Raw genomic sequence first — 19,293 nt, 5'->3', positions numbered from 1 at the left:
CTCTCTAGCATGATACAACGGAGAGAGGAGTTTTTTTATTATCAAATAGAGAGAGAAGATATTTATGGGGGAGCTTATGTCTAAAAAATTAGTAAAGCCTATTTTAAATGGTATTTTATTTCTCGGTGTCTTTTTATTTGCTCATACATACTTAAAAAATGTTTCCTTCACACGTTACTTGCTTGTCGTTATACCAATGTTACTGGTCGGTATTTTTGGCATCGATCTTATTTCATCCCTTTTAATAAAAAAAGAAGAATAACGAGCGAACATCTTATTTCGATAAGATGTTCTTTTCATTTCATAATCACCTTATGTTACAATAAACTTCGGCATAACGTAAGAAAGGATGAAACAACATGACAAACGAAAAAGGTTTAGATAAAGGGTACGAACTTGTTGCGAAAATGCATGAAGTATTCGGACATCCTGTGACAAATACTCCAACAAAATTAACAGAAGAACGTGCAAAAATCCGTGCGAGTTTTATGCAAGAAGAGCTAGAAGAATTTCTAGAAGCAACGACTGTTGAAGATCAATATGATGCACTGATTGACCTTATTTACTTTGCATTCGGCACGTTTGCCGAAATGGGCGTACGTCCTGATAAAGGATTCGAAATTGTAAATAACGCAAACATGGCAAAACTATTCCCTGACGGGAAACCTCGATTCCGCGAAGGTGACGGTAAAATTCTAAAACCTGAAGGCTGGCAAGCACCAGAACCACAACTTCGTGCTGAAATCGAACGTCAACGCCAAGAAGCTGAAAAAAACTGCTAGGATTTCCTAGCAGTTTTTTATTATGTCTTTTTTTCTGGCAATCATTAATGACCCACGTGTCCCGCATGTCCTGCAGCTCCACTAATGCTAGCCGCTCCTGCTGCTGCCCCCGCTCCTCCTGCTCCAATTCCACCTGTCCAAGGAGAAGATTGTTGTTGTTGATACTGTTGGTATTGTTGGTATTGTTGGTGTTGTTGGTGTTGTTGGTGTTGTTGGTGTTGTTGACCTTGGTGACCGTGGTGGCCGTGGTGGCCGTGGTGATGTACTTGTTGTTGATGATGTCCATGATGACCGTGGTGACCTTGGTGGTGATGGTGGCCATGATGACCATGTTGACCTTGGTGGCCGTGGTGGCCATGGTGACCATGGTGATCTTGATGAATTTGATAAAGAACAGCCTGCGGATGTATATGATGGTGGCCGTGGTGATGTACTTGTTGTTGATGATGTCCATGATGACCGTGGTGACCTTGGTGGTGATGGTGTCCATGATGGCCATGGTGTCCTTGGTGGTGATGGTGTCCATGATGGCCATGGTGACCTTGGTGACCTTGGTGGTGATGATGTCCATGATGGCCATGGTGACCTTGATGATGGTGTCCATGATGACCGTCGTGGTGGCCATGGTGACCGTAAAAACCTTGTGGATAACCACCTACTCCTCCAACGAAAGATGGGAATGTAGTTGGTACGCCTACTGGTACTCCTCCCGCTGCTCCGCCTACAAATGTTGGGATTCCTGTTTGCACTCCAGCTACTGATGATGGAAATCCTCCTGTTAATGTTGGAATTCCAGTTTGTGCTCCAGCTACTGATGTGGAAAATCCTCCAGGTGTTCCACCCATCCAGCTCGGAATTCCGCCATATCCTTGTTGTCCGCCTCCCATTAACATCATTTGTTCATAACTATCCGATCCACCTCCGAAAAAGCCATGTGGTGCATTATTGTCCATCCCTTTCATTCCTTTCACCTCTTCTACTCAATTTAGCCTACCTTTTTTATCATATTTCCTATAGAAAAATAGGTGTTTGTCTGTATTGGAATTCCGCTCTTTTATTTGTACGTATTGGAATAATTGAAAACTTAGGCTAGGGTGATCCAGAGATTATTTTCTACACAAAAAAGCTCAGAGTATACATACTCTGAGCTTTTATTTAGAATAAATTAATTTGCAACAACATTAACAAGTTTTCCAGGAACAACAATTACTTTACGAACTGTTTTCCCTTCAATTTGGTCTTGAATTGCTTCAAGTGCAAGTTGTTCCATTTCTTCTTTTGATGCGTCTTTACTCATTGTTAGTTTTGCGCGAACTTTACCCATAACTTGAACAACAATTTCAACTTCATCTTCTACAAGTTTAGACTCATCAAATGTTGGCCAGCTTGCATATGTGATTGTTTCATTGTATCCAAGTTTGCTCCATAGCTCTTCCCCGATATGAGGTGCAACTGGTGCAATCATTTTTACGAAACCTTCTACATATTCTCTTGGAAGTGTTTCAGCTTTGTATGCATCGTTGATGAATACCATCATTTGAGAAATCGCTGTGTTGAAGCGAAGCTCTGCATAGTCTTCTGTTACTTTCTTCACTGTTTGATGGTAAGCTTTTTCAAGCTCTTTATTTGGTGCGTCAGTAATTTTCTCACTTAATTCACCGTTATCTTGAACGAATAGACGCCATACGCGGTCTAGGAAACGACGAGCTCCGTCAAGACCATTTTCAGACCAAGCAATTGAAGCATCTAATGGTCCCATGAACATTTCGTATAGACGAAGTGTATCTGCACCGTGGCTTGCTACGATATCATCAGGATTTACAACGTTACCTTTTGATTTACTCATTTTCTCGTTGTTTTCACCTAGAATCATACCTTGGTTGAATAATTGTTGGAATGGCTCTTTCGTTGGAACTACACCGATATCGTATAATACTTTATGCCAGAAACGAGCATATAGTAAGTGAAGTACAGCATGTTCTGCACCACCGATATAAATATCAACTGGAAGCCATTGTTTTACTTTTTCAGGATCTACAAGTGCTTCGCTATTGTTTGGATCGATGTAACGTAGGTAGTACCAGCAGCTACCAGCCCATTGCGGCATTGTGTTCGTTTCACGACGACCTTTTTTACCAGTCTCAGGATCAACAACATTTACCCACTCGTCAATGTTAGCAAGTGGTGATTCACCTGTACCTGAAGGACGGATGTTTTCTGTTTTCGGAAGAACTAATGGTAATTCCTCTTCTTTCACAGCTGTCATTGTACCATCTTCCCAGTGAATTACTGGAATTGGTTCACCCCAGTAACGTTGACGGCTGAATAACCAGTCACGTAGACGGTACGTTACTTTTTGATTTCCTGCGCTCGTTGCTTCAAGCCATTCAATCATTTTTGCGATTGCTTCTTCTTTATTTAATCCATCAAGGAATGCTGAGTTTACGTGTGCACCATCACCTGTGTACACTTCTTTCGTAATATCTCCACCTTTTACAACTTCCTTCATTGGAAGATTAAATACTGATGCGAATTCATAGTCACGCTCATCGTGAGCTGGAACTGCCATTACAGCACCTGTTCCGTAAGTTGCAAGAACATAGTCAGCGATCCAGATTGGTAATTTCTCACCGTTTACTGGGTTAACTGCGTAAGCACCAGTGAATACACCAGTTTTCTCTTTCGCAAGTTCTGTACGCTCTAGGTCACTCTTCATTTTTACAGCGTTAATGTAAGCTTCTACCGCTTCTTTTTGTTCTGCTGTTGTAATTTCTGCAACAAGTGCATGTTCTGGAGCTAGTACACAGTATGTTGCACCAAATAATGTATCAGGGCGCGTTGTGAAAACTGTGAATTTCTCGTCTGTACCATCGATGTTGAAGTGTACTTCTGCACCTTCAGAACGACCGATCCAGTTACGTTGCATATCTTTTAAGCTTTCAGGCCAATCAAGCTCATCTAGATCTTCTAATAGACGATCTCCGTAAGCTGTAATTTTTAACATCCACTGTCTCATCGGACGACGCTCAACTGGATGTCCACCACGCTCACTCTTACCGTCAATGATTTCTTCGTTTGCAAGTACTGTACCAAGTGCTGGGCACCAGTTTACAGGTACTTCATCAACGTAAGCTAAGCCTTTTTCAAATAGTTTTAGGAAGATCCATTGCGTCCACTTATAGTAGTTTGGATCTGTTGTATTTACTTCACGGTCCCAATCGTAAGAGAAACCTAATGATTTAATTTGGTTACGGAACGTATTAATATTATGCTCTGTAAATTCAGCTGGGCTGTTTCCAGTATCAAGTGCATATTGCTCTGCTGGAAGACCAAATGCATCCCATCCCATTGGATGCAGAACGTTATATCCTTGCATACGCTTCATACGAGATAAAATATCTGTCGCTGTATAACCTTCTGGATGTCCTACGTGTAAGCCTGCACCTGATGGATATGGGAACATATCTAGTGCATAAAATTTTGGTTTTTCTGTCTCATCTGGCGTACGGAATGTTTTATTCTCTTCCCAGTACCCTTGCCACTTCTTCTCAATTTCTTGATGATTAAAGCTCATGAGATACCCTCCTTGAAATTCTATTTATTTTCACCGCCCAAAATACAAAAAACCTCTCATCCCTAGAAAGGGACGAGAGGTTATAGATTCCCGCGGTACCACCCTAAATTAATGTACAAATATACATTCGCTTAGATCCGTAACGTGGATTAACGGCAATTGCTACTATTAGTTTCACAACTGCAACTCAAAGGCGAGTTCATAACGAAACGTGGATTGACTTGCACCGACCGTCAACTCTCTAAACCAGCTTCTATTACTACTACTCCTTCTCACTGTTATTACACATATAAGTTAAGTGAACTATCCTTCACCTAGTATCTCTTAAGAGCTTACTTAAAGCGAGGACTTCTCGGTTAATCGTTACTCTTAATAACTAACGAATTCATCTTAAGACAGCCGAGCTATCTCCCTTGTTCTAAAGGTTGTTTTATTTAAATATATTCTAAAACATGTTACATGTTCCGTCAAACTAAACTGCAATTTTTTCTTCAACTGTTTCTTCTACTTTTACTCGTTTATCATAAATGCTCGTTGCTATAAGCGCTACTACAAGCATTACCATGATTGCTATAAACAATACTTCCATATTGTATAAATCCACAATTGCTCCGCCAACGACCGGTCCGAACATTTTCCCTACAGTCGCCGCACTATTTACGACACCTTGATAAAATCCTAATTTATCTTTTGGTGCAAGTATATTTGCAATCGTTGGAACCGCAGGCCATACAAATAACTCACCAATTGTTAATGTTACCATCGCAACGAGGAACATCGTAAATTGCTGCGCTTGACTTAACACAATGAATGACGCCGCAAAAATGAAGATTCCAATCATAATTTGTTGTTTTAAAGAACGCTTCATCCAACGAATTAGCATACTAACAAGTGGTTGCGCACAAACAATCATCGCTCCGTTTATCGTCCATAGTAAACTATAGTGACGAAGGCTAATATTCAATTCTTGCATATGTGTTGCAATCGCTCCTTGCCACTGTACGTATGTAACCCAGCATAAAGCATATGCTACACACACGATAAGAAGTGCTTTAAATCCAGGTGTAAGTGACCACCCTTTTTTCGTTTCGACTTCTTTTTGCACTCCTGGCTCTTTCTTGTCTTCCATACCGCGGAATCCAATAAAAGCAATTAAAAAGAAAACAAAGTATAAAATAAAATTCGCTAAGAAAATATAATCAAAACGATACGATGCAACTAATCCACCACATGCTGTTCCGATCGCAATACCAACATTTTGTCCAACGTACATCGCATTAAATGCCCGTCTTCCGCCTTCTGGCCAAACCGTACCAACCATCGCATACATCGATGGGAAGACCATTCCAGAACCGAAGCCGATTAACGCTAGCCATACAACATATAACGGCCAACCGTGGAAGAACACAAGACCTAAAATCGATACAAGTGTAATCACAATCCCTACTAAAGTTGATTTATAACCGCCCCATTTATCAAATAAAACACCGCCGAGCAAGTTTCCGATTACACCAGTAAGCGAATTGATCATTAATACCATTCCGGCCACAGATAAAGATTTTCCTAGGTGATCATGCAAATAAATTGTATTAAAAGGCCATAAAAAAGAAGCACCCGTGACATTAATAATCATCCCAGCTACTAATAGCCATACTTTCCTTGGCATAGTTTCCCCTCCTATTCTATTTTTTTCGTTCATATATATAACAGTAAAATTGTAGTCGTTTTTAAATAGGAAGGCAACTGATTAATAGTTGATGAAATTCAGATAATGGTTCGACGGTAAATGAAATTATACTGATTGCTTCTTGGATTATATCAGCGATTATTAAAATATATCGACTTACCGACAAAAAATGACAACAGTAACAATGTATAAAGAGGCTGCATGAACTTCATGCAGCCTCTTTATACTATCCAACTTCCTTTTCTCGCTTCGCACGTTCTTTAGCACTCCATTTAAACACCTTATCTAGTAGCGAGTATATTCTCCCAGACTCTTTCGTTAATAATGGTCCTAACGATGCCAATATTAAAACATATAAAGCAGAGAACGGTTTAATCGCTGCCATTAAGCCGCCCGCGATTCCAATATTCGCGACGATAATGGAAAATTCTCCGCGTGATACAAGTGTTAAACCGATATTCGTAGAAGCCTTATGCGATAACCCAGCTTTACGCCCCGCAACCATTCCAGCAGTAAAATTACCGATAAGAGTAATGAAAACTGCTCCTAATGCCAACCACACTGCTCCTCCAAGTGAAAATGGGTCTATACTTAAACCGAAGCTGAAAAAGAATATAGCTCCAAAGAAATCACGAAACGGAACAACGAGCTGTTCAATTCGATCACTATGCTCTGTTTCAGAAAAGACGAGCCCTAATAATAATGCTCCAATTGCCTCCGCGACATGAATCGTTTCTGAAAATCCTGCTACAAAGAATAAAATAGCGAATATTACGATAATAAAAATTTCATTGGACGAAATATCTAACATTTTATTTAAAAATCGTGTAGCTTTTCTAGCAACTACAAAGAATAGTAGCATATACCCTACTGCGATTAAAATAGATGTAAGAGCACCTACAAATGACGTTGCCCCTCCGAGTACTAATCCTGAAACGACCGATAAATATACGGCTAAAAAGATATCATCAAACATAATGATTCCTAAAATTAGCTCCGTCTCTTTATTACCAGATCTTCTTAAATCAACAATTACTTTCGCAACAATTGCACTCGATGAAATTGTTATGATCCCAGCAATAATTAATGTTTCTAATAAGGGGAAACCCATTATATATCCGTAAAGTAAACCTAATATAAAATTAAGCGATATATGAACAGTTCCCCCAAAAGCAATTGACTTTCCTGATTTTATTAATTTTTTAATTGAGAATTCTAAGCCTAAATAGAATAAGAGGAATATAACGCCAACACGGCCGAGGAAGGAAATAACTTCTCCGCTTTCAATAAATCTTAAATCGATAAGCCCTAAATCTGGGGCATGGGGCCCCACTAGCATACCGAGTATAATGAGAAACGGAATAATCGAGAACTTTAACTTTGCAGCGAGAATAGCTGCAAAAGCGACTAATACTAACGCAGTCCCAACTTCAAAGATTAAAGTATCCATCGATTATGAATCCCCTCCTACTGAAAGCAACTCATTAATAATTCTTTTTACTTCATGTCTTTCACCTGATAGTACGAGCATATCGCCAGCTTCAATGATAGAATCTGGGCCTGGATTAAAGAACTTCTTCATATTCTTTTTCAAAATGGCAATAATCGTTACGTTATATGTGTTTCGGACATGTAAACTACCAATTGTTTTTTGTACGACTGGTGCATTATTTTCCACCTTAAACCACTCAATTGATAATCCTTCAAAGGCCATTTCAATCGTATCTAAAGCTTGTGGTCTATATACCATTCCGCCCAATATAGCTGCAATTTGTCTCGCTTCGGAATCACGAAGAGAGACGCTTGAAATACTCTCCTCATGATCAGTATCAAAATGGTACATTTCTCTTCGGCCATCATCATGAATAACGATAACCATCTTTTCATTACCTTTTGTAATCACTTCAAACTTACATCCAATACCCGGCAGTTCGCTCTCTCTAATATTCATATTTTCCGCCTCCTAATTTTTTAGTTACGGCTTTTATAAATCGACATCAATCTCCGTTTTAAAGGTCTCATCCTTTGAGATGCCTAAATACTTTAGCGTCTCTGATGGAGTCGCGTGATGGAAATGTTTTTGCAATAACGCAATCGCTATTCCTCTTTTGTACGCATGAAATCCAAACGTTTTCCGCATTGAATTTGTTCCGATCTTACCAACAACTCCAACTGCTTCTGCAGCATTATGAATTACACGATACGCTTGTTGGCGCGTAATTGAATTTGGCGTTTTATTAGATTGAAATACGTAATTTTCTCTTTTAACGCCAATAGATTGTACGTAATCTAAAAGCGCTTCTTTTACTTTTGTATTTAAATAAATATCTTGTTTAAATTTTTCATCTTTCACAGGAAGAGTATAAAACTCTTTAACAGTCCCGTCTTCATTTAATACATCTTCAAATTTCATACTAAGTAGTTCTGTAATTTTTAATCCTGTGTTAATTCCAATAACAAATAAAAGATAATCTCGCTGGGAGTGCTCTTTTAAATATTTTTTCATAGCCTCAATTTGGCTTATATCTTTTAATGCCTCTACAACTTCCATACATGTATTCTCCTCATCTTATGAACGGTAATTTTCTCATTATGTTGTCCATTTTACCTTATCATGCTATGAGATTTCCATGTGTTATCCATTATTTTCACAATATACTCAGGTGGTTCTGAAAACTTTCAATGTGGAAACTTACGATTGTATAAATACGTTGCGGTAAAAAATGTGGGGATAAAAGCTTAGCTTCTTTCTACAGATTGGATTCCTCCTTTCCTTATACAGCTACTTCTACTTTTATATTACGTTACTTACTTGCATTATATTATACATTTCAGTAACATTAAAGTGTTTTTTCTGAAAATAATAAAAACCGAGCGTTTTTGCTCGGTTTTTATTATTAATCTTCTTTCGGAAGAACAATTCCTTTATACAATTGAACTGTAATAAGGTAATAAATCGTGTAAATAACTACGAAAATTACGATTGGTACCCAAATACGGAAGTACGGATCAAGTAAAATAAATCCGAAAATATTCATACCAACTAATACGTGAGCAATACCTACAATTGCTGGGAATAAGAATACTAAGAATAACTCTTTATAAATTGATTTTGTTAATAATTCACGGCGTACCCCGATTTTACGAAGCATTTGATAACGCGTAATATCTTTTGAGGCACCAGAAAGAATTTTGAACATTAAACAACTTGCCATCATTGCTAAGAAAGCAATTCCAAGGAAGAAGCCCATAAATACTGTTCCGCTCGCAACACCATAGAACATGTCGTAAGATTGATATTTACTGTTCATTCTTTCAGCTGTTACATTTTTATATTTATCTAATTGCAACTCGTCAAGTTTTTTCCATTCTTTTGTATATGTTAAGAAATCATCTGCTTTTCCGATAAATGCTATACCTTCTTTACCACTTATCCCATCGTACATTTTTTGATCTACAATTTTAATTGCATGATCTTCATATATATAATATGGATGAATTGTGCTAAAAGCATCGACCCATTCTTCTGGAAGTTCTTTAGCGTTCGCATCTTTTTCATTCATTTCTCTAGAAACTGCGCCTACTGGTAATTCCTGTGAAGCCTTCTTCGTATTTACTAAATCCTTCATCGACTTCATATTTTCCATATCTTTTACTAAAGGACGATTTTTCTCTAAATCTTCTTTTACATAGTAAACGTATTTATCATCTACTTTGTAACGATATTCGCTTTTCTCTTTAAATGTAATACCGTCTAAAATTTTCTTTTCTTCAGCTGTCGGATTATGAACTACTGAATCATAGATTACTAAACCATCAACCATTTTTATAACGTTATTTTTAAACGCCATACCACCTGAAATCGCACCAGCTCCAAGAGCAACTAACATCGCTACTGTAGCAAGAACCTTTGTTAAACTATTAATACGGAAGTTTAATTGTGCAAATGTAAAAGCGTTAAGTCCTTTTTCACTACGCTTTTTATTACTCTTTAACTTTTTAATAAAGACCGGGAGAAGTGATCCAAACAGCATGTAAGTACCAGCTGTCGTTGTAATTAATGCAATAATGATTCCCATTTCTCTTAGTTTTTCCATGTAAATCATTGATGCATAGCCCATTCCTAATAAAATAACCGCAAGGAATGCAACTACACCTGTCATTTTTCCTTTTACTGCAACACGTTCTGTTTGTGCGTCTGCATGTACAAGTTGCAGGACAGAAATACGTGATAATTTAATACTGTTCATAATTGCCGATAATACAAATAGTGCAAAGAAGAAGATGCACGTAACAGTCATAGATGGCAGGTAAAATGCTTTATAGCCTTCACCAGCAAATTCTAATTGTTTCATTAATAATTGACCGATACCTTCTGCAAGTCCTACACCAACTGCAATTCCAATTGCAAGAGACGCGGCGCCTAATACAATTGTCTCAATAAACATAAGTAATGTAACTTTATGCTTTTTTGCTCCTAACATCATATACATACCAAACTCTTTTTGACGAAGAGATAGTAAGAAAGAGTTCGCATACAAAATATAGAAGAACGTTATAATAGCTAGTAAAAATGAACCTGCTTGGAATACAAATCCAATTTGACCAATAGTAGAATTTTCCTTAAGGAAGGCCTCGTTTAACGCTAATGTTTGGAACATATAAAAAATTGAAATGGACATGACAAGACCAACAAGTAAGACGATATAATCTTTCAGCTTACTTTTTAGCCCTGACATGGAAAGTTTGAATAACATGCTCTAGAACCTCCTTTCTTACGCTTTTTGTGTGCCTAAGTCCGCAAGCACATCTAAAATCTCTTTATAAAACTCTTCACGTGTACCGCCGCGGTGAATTTCTTTATATAGCTCACCATCTTGAATGAATAAAATACGCTGACAGTAACTTGCACTGTATGGATCATGTGTAACCATCATAATAGATACGCCTTGATCTTTATTTAAGTTTGTCATCGCATCAAGTAAACTCGTTGCATTTTTAGAATCAAGCGCTCCTGTTGGCTCGTCCCCTAAAATAATTGCAGGCTCATGCACTAAAGCACGCGCTGCTGCCGAACGTTGCTTTTGCCCACCAGATACTTCAGATGGGTACTTTTGAAGTATTTCTGTAATTCCTAACATATCCGCTACTTTCTCGACTTTTGGTCCAATGTTACGTGATGGAACACCTTGCAAGGAAAGTGGAAGTGCAATGTTTTCATAAATAGATAAGTTTTCTAACAAATTAAAATCTTGGAAGATAAATCCTAACTTTTGTGAACGGAAATCAGAAAGCTCACCTTGCTTCATTTTTGTAATATCCGTACCCGCAATTTCAACAACGCCGCCCGTTGCTTTATCAAGCGTTGAAATTACATTTAATAATGTCGTTTTACCAGAACCAGATGGTCCCATAATCCCTACAAACTCACCCTCTTGAATTGAGAATGAAACACCTTTTAACGCATGTGATTGGTTCTCACCTTTTTTACCGTACACTTTTTGAACGTTTTTCACGTCTACAACTGGTTTCGTCATATATATCCTCCTACGCTTGTTTTTCCATTACCTATTTTGCGCCTTTTGGAAGTGAACTGCTATTTGTTAACATTACATTTACCTTACACTTTTGTAAGATAAAAAGGCGTGATTGTAAGCTTTGCTTTTCATACTAGTGACATACTGAATCGGTAAATGAAATTATATCGGCGATTTTTCAAATATATCGAAGATTCTCCCACTTTTATCGGCGATTTTCAAAATATATCGACTTATCGACAAAAGCTGACAATAAAAATGAGCTGTTCCATAAAAGGAACAGCCCACTTCTCTCTTTATTTCTTTAAAGGTGTTACCGTCCAATACGTAACAACTCGCCAAATCCATTCTAATGGACCCATTTTAAAGATTTTCATCCAAATTACGCTAAATACAATTTGAATTGCATAAATTGCAATACACACATATAAAGTCTGCATGTACGTTAAGTTTTCTGCAAAGTTAAATACACTTCCTGCGATTAAAATCATTGCAGTTTGTCCAATATAATTCGTTAAAGCCATGCGGCCATAATATTTCAGTGGTGCTAACAATGTTTGAACTGGTTTTAATTGAAGTAGTAAAATTAATGCTCCAACATAGAAAGCTGAAATAATTGGTCCAACTGTAACGCCAATTTTTAAAAATTGACTTGCGGCATCCATTGTCCCATCCTCATTCATAAGTATCATGTTCACAAATGGATTAGCAGGAACGTACCCATATTGATACCATACAGCTATGACACTTAAAACAAACATAATACCTGTAAAAATAGCGACTTTCTTTATATTTTGCGCAAGGTTTTCAAATACACGATATTGTCCTGCAGCAAGCCCTAATAAAATTAAGCCAAGTGGTAATAGTTCTTTAACTCCCATTACACTGAAGGAAATTGTCAAAATAAGTCCTAGTACTAGGTTCACTTCTTTTTTCGCTTTATAAAACGGTAAAACGATTAACCCGCAAATTGCGTATAACGCTAGTGCTTCTCCAGGCTGAAACATTTGATGAATTAAACCAAAAATAAATAATGCTACTAAGCGACGTAAAAATAAAACATAGCCATTTTTCCCTTTCGCAATCGCTCTTGAAATAAAGATATAAAATCCTACTCCAAATAAGAATGAGAAGATTGAGAAGAAACGACCTTCTACAAATAAGTATAAAAATCTTTGATAGCTAGCATCCACTGTATTAGGATCTGGGATTTTAATATGAAGTAGTGCAAGAATATTTACTAAAATAATCCCCAGTAATGCAAAGCCACGAATGTAATCTAACTCATCAATTCGCTTGTTTGTAATATTGTTCCCCATAAAGCAACTCCTTGTATAAAACTTAATCCTTCCTTACTCTACTGGAGAAAGCTGCTCGCAACTATCGACAAACCTTACATAAATCTTACATTATTGTCATATAGCAAAATAAAACCAGGTCATATTGCGACCTGGTCTACTCTGATTGTTTCGATTTTTGAGGTTGTCCTTTTTTACTATTACGCTGTTTTACTTGAACAATCGGATCAAGTTCATTCGAAAACTCAGCGTTATGTCCATTTTGTGTTTTTTGTTCTGGGTTATTTTGATCTGAACGTTTCGCCATTACATTCACTCCTTATTAGTGCGGTGTAATAATCATTTGATGTTGCAATTGGCGAATTGCCATACGTGCTCTATTTAATTGCTCACGTTGCTCATCATTCGCATGTTGTTGCATCGTTTGTAAATCGTTATATGCTTGTTCTAATTGCAACTGCGCATCCGAATACTCCATCGTATTATAATGCTCTTGTCTCATACCTTGGTCTAATTGTTCTTTCGCATATTCCACCGCTTGTTCCGCTTGTGTAATATACGATTCAAGTGATTGACGCTCTGCCATAATTGTCCCTCCTTGCTTCAATTCCCCTTTAGTGTGTCCCTTCCTTATGAACCTTATGAGTATGTTATAATGGATTTTGTGTTATTTTGACTCGGCTTAGGAGGGAAAGTAATGAAGGTTCAAAACCCTTTTCCATATACAAACGACAATAAACGTTATCATACATGGAATTATCATTTACGAAATGAATTTGGTGAAAAAATCTTTAAAGTTTCATTAGATGCTGGCTTCGATTGCCCGAACCGTGACGGTACAGTTGCTTATGGCGGTTGTACATTTTGCAGTGCTGCTGGATCTGGTGACTTCGCTGGCGATCGCCGCGATGATGTTATAACGCAATATCATGAAATGAAAGAAAAAATGCGCTCAAAGTGGAAAGACGGAAAATGTATCGCTTATTTCCAGGCGTACACAAATACACATGCACCACTTGAAGTGTTAAAAGAAAAATTCGAACCGCTTCTAGTAGAAAAAGACGTTGTCGGTCTTTCTATTGCGACTCGTCCAGATTGTTTACCGGACGATGTTGTTGAATATTTAGCGGACTTAAATAAACGCACTTACCTTTGGGTTGAACTCGGACTACAGACTGTTCATGAACGTACTGCAAATCTTATTAATCGCGCTCACGATTATCCGTCTTATGTGGAAGGTGTAAATAAATTACGTAAGCACGGCATTCGAGTTTGTTCTCATATTATTAACGGCCTTCCACTTGAAGATTACGACATGATGATGGAAACAGCTCGTGAAGTAGCGAAGCTTGACGTACAAGGAATTAAAATCCACTTACTTCACTTATTAAAAGGAACGCCAATGGTGAAGCAATATGAAAAAGGACAACTCGAGTTCCTTTCTCTTGAGGATTACGTAAGTCTCGTTGTTGACCAACTTGAAATGATTCCAGAAGACGTAATTGTGCACCGTATCACAGGTGACGGTCCACCTGATTTAATGATTGGCCCAATGTGGAGCTTAAATAAATGGGAAGTATTAAATTCCATCGATGCAGAATTTGTACGCCGCGGAAGCTGGCAAGGAAAATATGCAAATGAGGAGAAACAAAAATGAAATTAGAACGTGTATTACCGTTTGCTCGCACTCTCTTGCAAACAGCAGTAAAAGAAGGCGATTACGCTGTAGATGCAACACTCGGCAATGGGCATGACACTTGCTTCCTAGCTGAAATCGTTGGAGATAACGGAAAAGTATTTGGATTTGATATTCAAAAAGAGGCAATTGAAAGCTCAACAACTCGTCTAAAAGAAAAAGAACTTTTCGAACGTACTGTTTTAGTTCACGATAGTCACGATACACTTCTATCCGTATTACCAGAAGATGCAAAAGGAAAAGTAACAGGCGCAATTTTCAACTTAGGTTACCTTCCAGGCGGAGACAAGCATATCGTTACAAAACCGAACTCAACAATCTCAGCGATCGAACAATTATTAGAAGTAATGGCACCTGAAGGTATCATCGTCCTTGTTATTTACCACGGACACCCAGAAGGACAAGTAGAACGCGACGCTGTACTTACATTTGCCGAAGAACTAGACCAAAAACAAGCACACGTACTGCGATACGGCTTCATTAATCAACAAAATAACCCGCCATTTATTGTGGCGATTGAGAAGCGATAAAGTGAAACTTTAATCAGTGGGGGAATCCCCACTGATTATTAGTTGAACCAATCGGGCAGTTATGGGCAGTTTATCTCCCAACTAACTTCTTTGCTCCAGCCGAATTTTAAGGTGGAAGTTTTACTGCCCGTTAATGCGGAGTAATATATCAACGATTTTTCAATTATATCTATCGTAACTCGGGATATATCAACGATTTTTTCGATATATCTATCATAACTTACTATATATCAACGATTTCTCGGATATATCGATTGTTCGACAAAACATAACAAAAAAAGACGTGCACTCATTGCACGTCTTTTTGTTATTCTCCTATATAATGGATATATACACTATTTAAAGAAAGAAGGATAGAACTTTGCTAGTAGAACTAAGGGGAATTCAAAAGAAGTATAGCAAATCACTTATACTAGACAACATTGATTTATCCATTCCAGAAGGAGAAGCGCTCGCTATTATTGGCGGGAACGGGACTGGAAAAAGTACTCTGCTAAAAATAATTGCAGGATTTATTTCACCTACGGCAGGGACGCTCAAAAGAAAAGAACATATACAAATTGGTTATGTACCTGAACATTTTCCTGAAGGAATTCGTTTTACATTAGCGGATTATTTATTTCATCTCGGCTGCATTCACGGCTTATCAACAACATATTTAAGAAATAAAATTCCGATGCTCCTTGAGACTTTTCACTTACATCATGCAAGACATTCCGTTGTACGAAACTTTTCAAAAGGTATGAAACAAAAAACAGGTATTATGCAAGCATTACTTACGGACGTCCATTTATTAATTTTAGATGAACCGCTTTCTGGGCTCGATCCTCACTCTCAGCAAGAATTAGAACATATTTTACTCTCATTAAAACAACAAGGTATATCTATACTCTTCACATGTCATGAAAAACAACTATTAGAAAACTTCGCCGATAGAATTGTGACGTTAGCAAACCATACAATCACAGCAGATACCTTTATACAAAAAGGGGCAGAACAAGTCTATATTGAAGCAATCGTTCACGACACATTTTCAGCGCTAGAACTACAAAAGCAATCCGGTTTTATACACGTTACACACAAATCAAATCAAAACCTTATTCAATTACAAATCGAAAAAGAATATACAAACGAAATGCTTCAGTTTTTATTACATAAAAAAGCATCTATCACACTGCTACAACCTAACTTTTAAATCGAAAGAAGGTTTATTATGTTCGCGCTTATTCGTTACCATTTTCTCGACTATACAAAATCGTATAAGTACATCCCTCCTATTGCGATGTACTTTGTGAGCTTGCTTTTTGTATATACATATAAACCGACTCCTATTGTACCGACATATTTAGAAACAGCTCTCGCGCTTTATTTATTATCTGCCTGGATTACGGTCACAATCTTTCATACTGAAGACCCTGTACAAGAACAAATTACTATTTCTCATACAAATAATATTTCCGCATTATACGTTGGTAAATATATTACAGCTCTTCTCATTTGTACTGTATTATCTTTTATATCCGTAATCTATCCAATTATTTTGCAAATGTTTAATGAAAAAATGACAGTTTCTTTATTTCTAGTCGGATTTCTCTCTCACATGTCTTTCTCTATACTAGGAATTTCAATCGCAACATTATTTACTAGAAATATGATTCAAAAAGCAGGCACTGCTTGGCTTAGCCTTACCTTTATATTGCTTATAACGATCGCATCTATCCGGTTTAAAAAAGAGTTATTATGGTTTTTACCACCTGTCGAAAGCTTTCTAATGCTTGGCCAATACAAATATAATATACTGACTCACACACTATGGCTCACAACTTGGGCTATCGTATATTCATTTTTATTATTTACCTTATTTCTTTTTATCGTTCGCAAAAAACGTTTTTAATTACATATTAAAGGAGACGAAACAATGATCGGAATACTAGCAGGAATGGGACCAAAATCAACTGGGCCATTCGTCGATACAGTTGTAGCAAGGTGCCAAACAATATACGGAGCAAAGTATGATATGGACTTTCCTCATATGATGATCTATTCGTGTCCAACACCGTTTTACATGGATCGCCCTATTGATCACGAAGCGATGAAAAAAGCAATTATTGAAGGAGCACAAAAACTTGAAAGTACTGGCGCAAGCTTTATCGCTATGCCGTGCAATACGGCGCATCTTTATTTTGAAGAATTACAGCGTTCGCTTTCTATCCCGATTTTAAATATAGTCGATGAAACATTACAAGCAATTCCTGAAAATACAAAAAGAGTCGCTCTTCTCGCAACAGAAGCAACTGTTCAAGCTGGTATTTATCAAGACGGGATTGCAAAACGGAATATAGAATACATTCATTATGAAAAATGGCAAACGATGATTAATCAAATTATTACGTATATTAAAAGCGGGGAAGTTGAAAAAGCTCGCAAATTATGGAGCGCGCTCGTTGGGCAGTTGAAGGATGAAGTAGATACCGCAATTATCGCATGTACTGATTTGAATGTTGTGGCTAGCGAGAATTTTGTTGATTCTTCTCAATGTCTTGCGAAAGCGGTTGTTCGGATGTACTTATCAAATATAAAGAGATCTTCATAAACATAGAAAACACTCCTTCTAAAATGTGTTTTATGTTTAATAAAAACCCCACAAACTTTTAACTTTCTTCACAATTCTTTCAAAGTAATCACACTTAATCTCGCTATATTAAATAAGTAGTTATTCATATAGGGAAGGTTAGGGGAACTGAAAGTATGAAAGTAAATCGTTCGCTTCATTACATTTTTTGGCGTTGGCATTTTTATGCTGGGCTTTTTATTACGCCGCTTCTTATTACGTTGTCACTGAGCGGAATTGGGTATTTATTTCGGGAGGAAGTTGAAGATTTCATCTATAAAGATTTATATTTTGGGAAGAGTGCTCAAACAGAATCTATTTCGATGTCTGATTCTATTTCCTTAACAGAGAAAAAATATCCACATTATAGCGTGGCGAAAATTAGTGAGTTTAATGGGGATTATAATACGAGACTTACCATTGCAAATGAGTATACTGGGCAACAAAAATATGTGTATTTAGACAGCAATAATCAAATTATTGGGGATCAAAATGCAAGTGAAACGTTTGCCAATATAATGAGGGAATTACATAGTTCTCTTTTAGTTGGTGGCACTATCGTTAACTATACTGTAGAACTTGCAGCATGCTGGACAATCTTTTTAATCGTAACCGGATTGTACATGAGTATACGACAATTCAAAAACACACCATCATCCAATAAGCGAGAAAAAGCAAAAAGACGTCATTCTATTATCGGTATTATATTTACAATTCCTCTCTTTCTGCTAGTCGCATCTGGATTGCCATGGTCAGGATTTATGGGGAACCAAATTTATAAAATCGCATCGTCAAATGAATCACTCGGATATCCAAAATTGTACATGGCTCCGCCTGAATCAAAGGTAAAAGAATTGCCGTGGGCAACAAGAAAAGAAGCTCCGCCTGAATCAAATTCAAATGAACCGAAAGCAATTTCTGTCGATGAATTACAAAAAGGAATTGAAATAAAGAAGCCATATGTTATTTCACTACCAGCTGATCCGAAAGGTGTATTCACTGTTTCGAAATCGAGCGGTTCTGGTATTACAGGTATGCATGTTGCACCAAATGAAGAGATAACAGCTTACTTTGACCAATATAGCGGGGAGCTCATTTCAAAAACGGACTATCGTGATTATGGATTACTTGCACAATGGTTCACTTACGGTATCCCGCTTCATGAAGGACATTTATTCGGATGGCCAAATAAAATATTATGCTTACTAACGACATTATCTCTACTACTTCTCATTTATTACGGAATAAAAATGTGGTTAGCAAGAAAGCCGAAAGGAAAATTAGCAGCACCTCCAAAACAAAGAGATAAGAAAAGTATATTCGTTTTCTTTATCATCATGGTGATACTAGGCGCTGTCATGCCTTTATTTGGACTATCTGTTTTAGTTATTTTTGCAATTGAACTTCTTATATATGTATTTTTAAAAATACGATCATAATGAAAAGAAAACCACTCTACATGAGTGGTGGTCATCTCCCTGTCAAGTAGACAGTAATAAAAAGAGTATTATGCCACGGCCTTTTCCCGATATTCTATCGGGGAAAGGCCGTGAAGTTTTTCTTGGAACCTTTCTGTAT

Annotated in this window: 20 protein-coding genes and 1 other annotated feature; of the genes, 8 read left to right on the top strand and 12 right to left on the bottom strand. The window is 37.3% G+C overall.

The annotated features are described in order from the left end of the window. The first annotated feature begins 76 nt into the window (after window positions 1-76). Window positions 77-262, top strand: coding sequence for a hypothetical protein (locus MR136_RS00095; protein ID WP_000038781.1), 186 nt, complete (start codon window positions 77-79; stop codon window positions 260-262). Between the two features lie 97 nt (window positions 263-359). Next, window positions 360-782 (top strand): pyrophosphohydrolase domain-containing protein, encoded by a 423-nt coding sequence (locus MR136_RS00090; protein WP_000180554.1) that lies wholly within the window; start codon window positions 360-362, stop codon window positions 780-782. Between the two features lie 44 nt (window positions 783-826). On the opposite strand, the gene MR136_RS00085 is transcribed toward MR136_RS00090, so the two are convergent. The 11 genes from MR136_RS00085 to MR136_RS00035 form a co-directional block, all read right to left on the bottom strand. After that, complete coding sequence (locus MR136_RS00085) at window positions 827-1,744, bottom strand: hypothetical protein (RefSeq protein ID WP_017674331.1); 918 nt, start codon at window positions 1,742-1,744, stop codon at window positions 827-829. 203 nt (window positions 1,745-1,947) lie between these two features. After that, the gene (leuS, locus tag MR136_RS00080) at window positions 1,948-4,356 is read right to left on the bottom strand and encodes a leucine--tRNA ligase (protein WP_000009461.1); all 2,409 of its coding nucleotides are present in this window, start codon (window positions 4,354-4,356) and stop codon (window positions 1,948-1,950) included. A 65-nt stretch (window positions 4,357-4,421) separates the two neighbouring features. After that, window positions 4,422-4,641: a binding site (T-box leader), on the bottom strand. A 187-nt stretch (window positions 4,642-4,828) separates the two neighbouring features. After that, a complete protein-coding gene (locus MR136_RS00075) occupies window positions 4,829-6,022 on the bottom strand; it encodes an MDR family MFS transporter (protein WP_001137561.1) in 1,194 nt (397 codons plus the stop codon). A 247-nt stretch (window positions 6,023-6,269) separates the two neighbouring features. Further along, a complete protein-coding gene (locus MR136_RS00070) occupies window positions 6,270-7,493 on the bottom strand; it encodes a cation:proton antiporter (RefSeq protein WP_048558784.1) in 1,224 nt (407 codons plus the stop codon). 3 nt (window positions 7,494-7,496) lie between these two features. After that, entirely contained in the window at window positions 7,497-7,994 is a 498-nt protein-coding gene (locus MR136_RS00065) for a cation:proton antiporter regulatory subunit (RefSeq protein WP_001026056.1), read from the bottom strand. 33 nt (window positions 7,995-8,027) lie between these two features. Continuing rightward, window positions 8,028-8,594, bottom strand: coding sequence for a tyrosine-type recombinase/integrase (locus MR136_RS00060; protein ID WP_000454210.1), 567 nt, complete (start codon window positions 8,592-8,594; stop codon window positions 8,028-8,030). A gap of 346 nt (window positions 8,595-8,940) precedes the next feature. Then, window positions 8,941-10,800, bottom strand: a complete 1,860-nt coding sequence (locus tag MR136_RS00055; RefSeq protein WP_242259208.1) for an FtsX-like permease family protein — start codon at window positions 10,798-10,800, stop codon at window positions 8,941-8,943. Between the two features lie 18 nt (window positions 10,801-10,818). Next, window positions 10,819-11,580: an ABC transporter ATP-binding protein gene (locus MR136_RS00050; RefSeq protein WP_000165844.1), complete on the bottom strand. Its 762-nt coding sequence runs from the start codon at window positions 11,578-11,580 to the stop codon at window positions 10,819-10,821. Between the two features lie 296 nt (window positions 11,581-11,876). Then, window positions 11,877-12,899, bottom strand: coding sequence for a DUF418 domain-containing protein (locus MR136_RS00045; protein WP_017674384.1), 1,023 nt, complete (start codon window positions 12,897-12,899; stop codon window positions 11,877-11,879). Between the two features lie 136 nt (window positions 12,900-13,035). After that, on the bottom strand, window positions 13,036-13,185 hold the full coding sequence (locus tag MR136_RS00040) for a hypothetical protein (protein ID WP_001129340.1): 150 nt from the start codon (window positions 13,183-13,185) through the stop codon (window positions 13,036-13,038). Window positions 13,186-13,200: 15 nt separating this feature from the next. Beyond that, entirely contained in the window at window positions 13,201-13,464 is a 264-nt protein-coding gene (locus tag MR136_RS00035; RefSeq protein ID WP_000840869.1) for a YtzC family protein, read from the bottom strand. A 111-nt stretch (window positions 13,465-13,575) separates the two neighbouring features. On the opposite strand from MR136_RS00035, the gene mnmL reads away from it, so the two are divergent. From mnmL to MR136_RS00005, 6 genes are all read left to right on the top strand, one after another. Beyond that, the gene (gene mnmL / locus MR136_RS00030) at window positions 13,576-14,535 is read left to right on the top strand and encodes a tRNA modification radical SAM protein MnmL/YtqA (protein WP_017674385.1); all 960 of its coding nucleotides are present in this window, start codon (window positions 13,576-13,578) and stop codon (window positions 14,533-14,535) included. Beyond that, a complete protein-coding gene (gene mnmM / locus MR136_RS00025; RefSeq protein WP_000764492.1) occupies window positions 14,532-15,104 on the top strand; it encodes a tRNA 5-(aminomethyl)-2-thiouridylate-methyltransferase MnmM in 573 nt (190 codons plus the stop codon). Before mnmL ends, mnmM begins: the two co-directional genes overlap by 4 nt. Before the next feature lie 361 nt (window positions 15,105-15,465). After that, a complete protein-coding gene (locus MR136_RS00020) occupies window positions 15,466-16,299 on the top strand; it encodes an ABC transporter ATP-binding protein (protein WP_061457789.1) in 834 nt (277 codons plus the stop codon). Window positions 16,300-16,317: 18 nt separating this feature from the next. After that, window positions 16,318-16,998 carry a hypothetical protein gene (locus MR136_RS00015; protein ID WP_000457745.1) on the top strand — a complete coding sequence of 227 codons (681 nt, stop codon included), beginning with the start codon at window positions 16,318-16,320 and terminating at the stop codon, window positions 16,996-16,998. A 24-nt stretch (window positions 16,999-17,022) separates the two neighbouring features. Then, window positions 17,023-17,697: an aspartate/glutamate racemase family protein gene (locus tag MR136_RS00010; protein WP_061457790.1), complete on the top strand. Its 675-nt coding sequence runs from the start codon at window positions 17,023-17,025 to the stop codon at window positions 17,695-17,697. Window positions 17,698-17,852: 155 nt separating this feature from the next. Beyond that, window positions 17,853-19,154 (top strand): PepSY-associated TM helix domain-containing protein, encoded by a 1,302-nt coding sequence (locus tag MR136_RS00005; RefSeq protein WP_242259207.1) that lies wholly within the window; start codon window positions 17,853-17,855, stop codon window positions 19,152-19,154. 68 nt (window positions 19,155-19,222) lie between these two features. Here MR136_RS00005 and MR136_RS28510 read toward each other — a convergent pair. Further along, window positions 19,223-19,293: IS3 family transposase (locus MR136_RS28510; protein WP_325782447.1), on the bottom strand; the 71-nt coding region annotated here is incomplete at its 5' end.

This window comes from Bacillus cereus group sp. BfR-BA-01311 (genome assembly GCF_022664295.1).
GTDB lineage: Bacteria > Bacillota > Bacilli > Bacillales > Bacillaceae_G > Bacillus_A > Bacillus_A cereus.
This window is presented reverse-complemented; position numbering and strand designations above follow the sequence as displayed.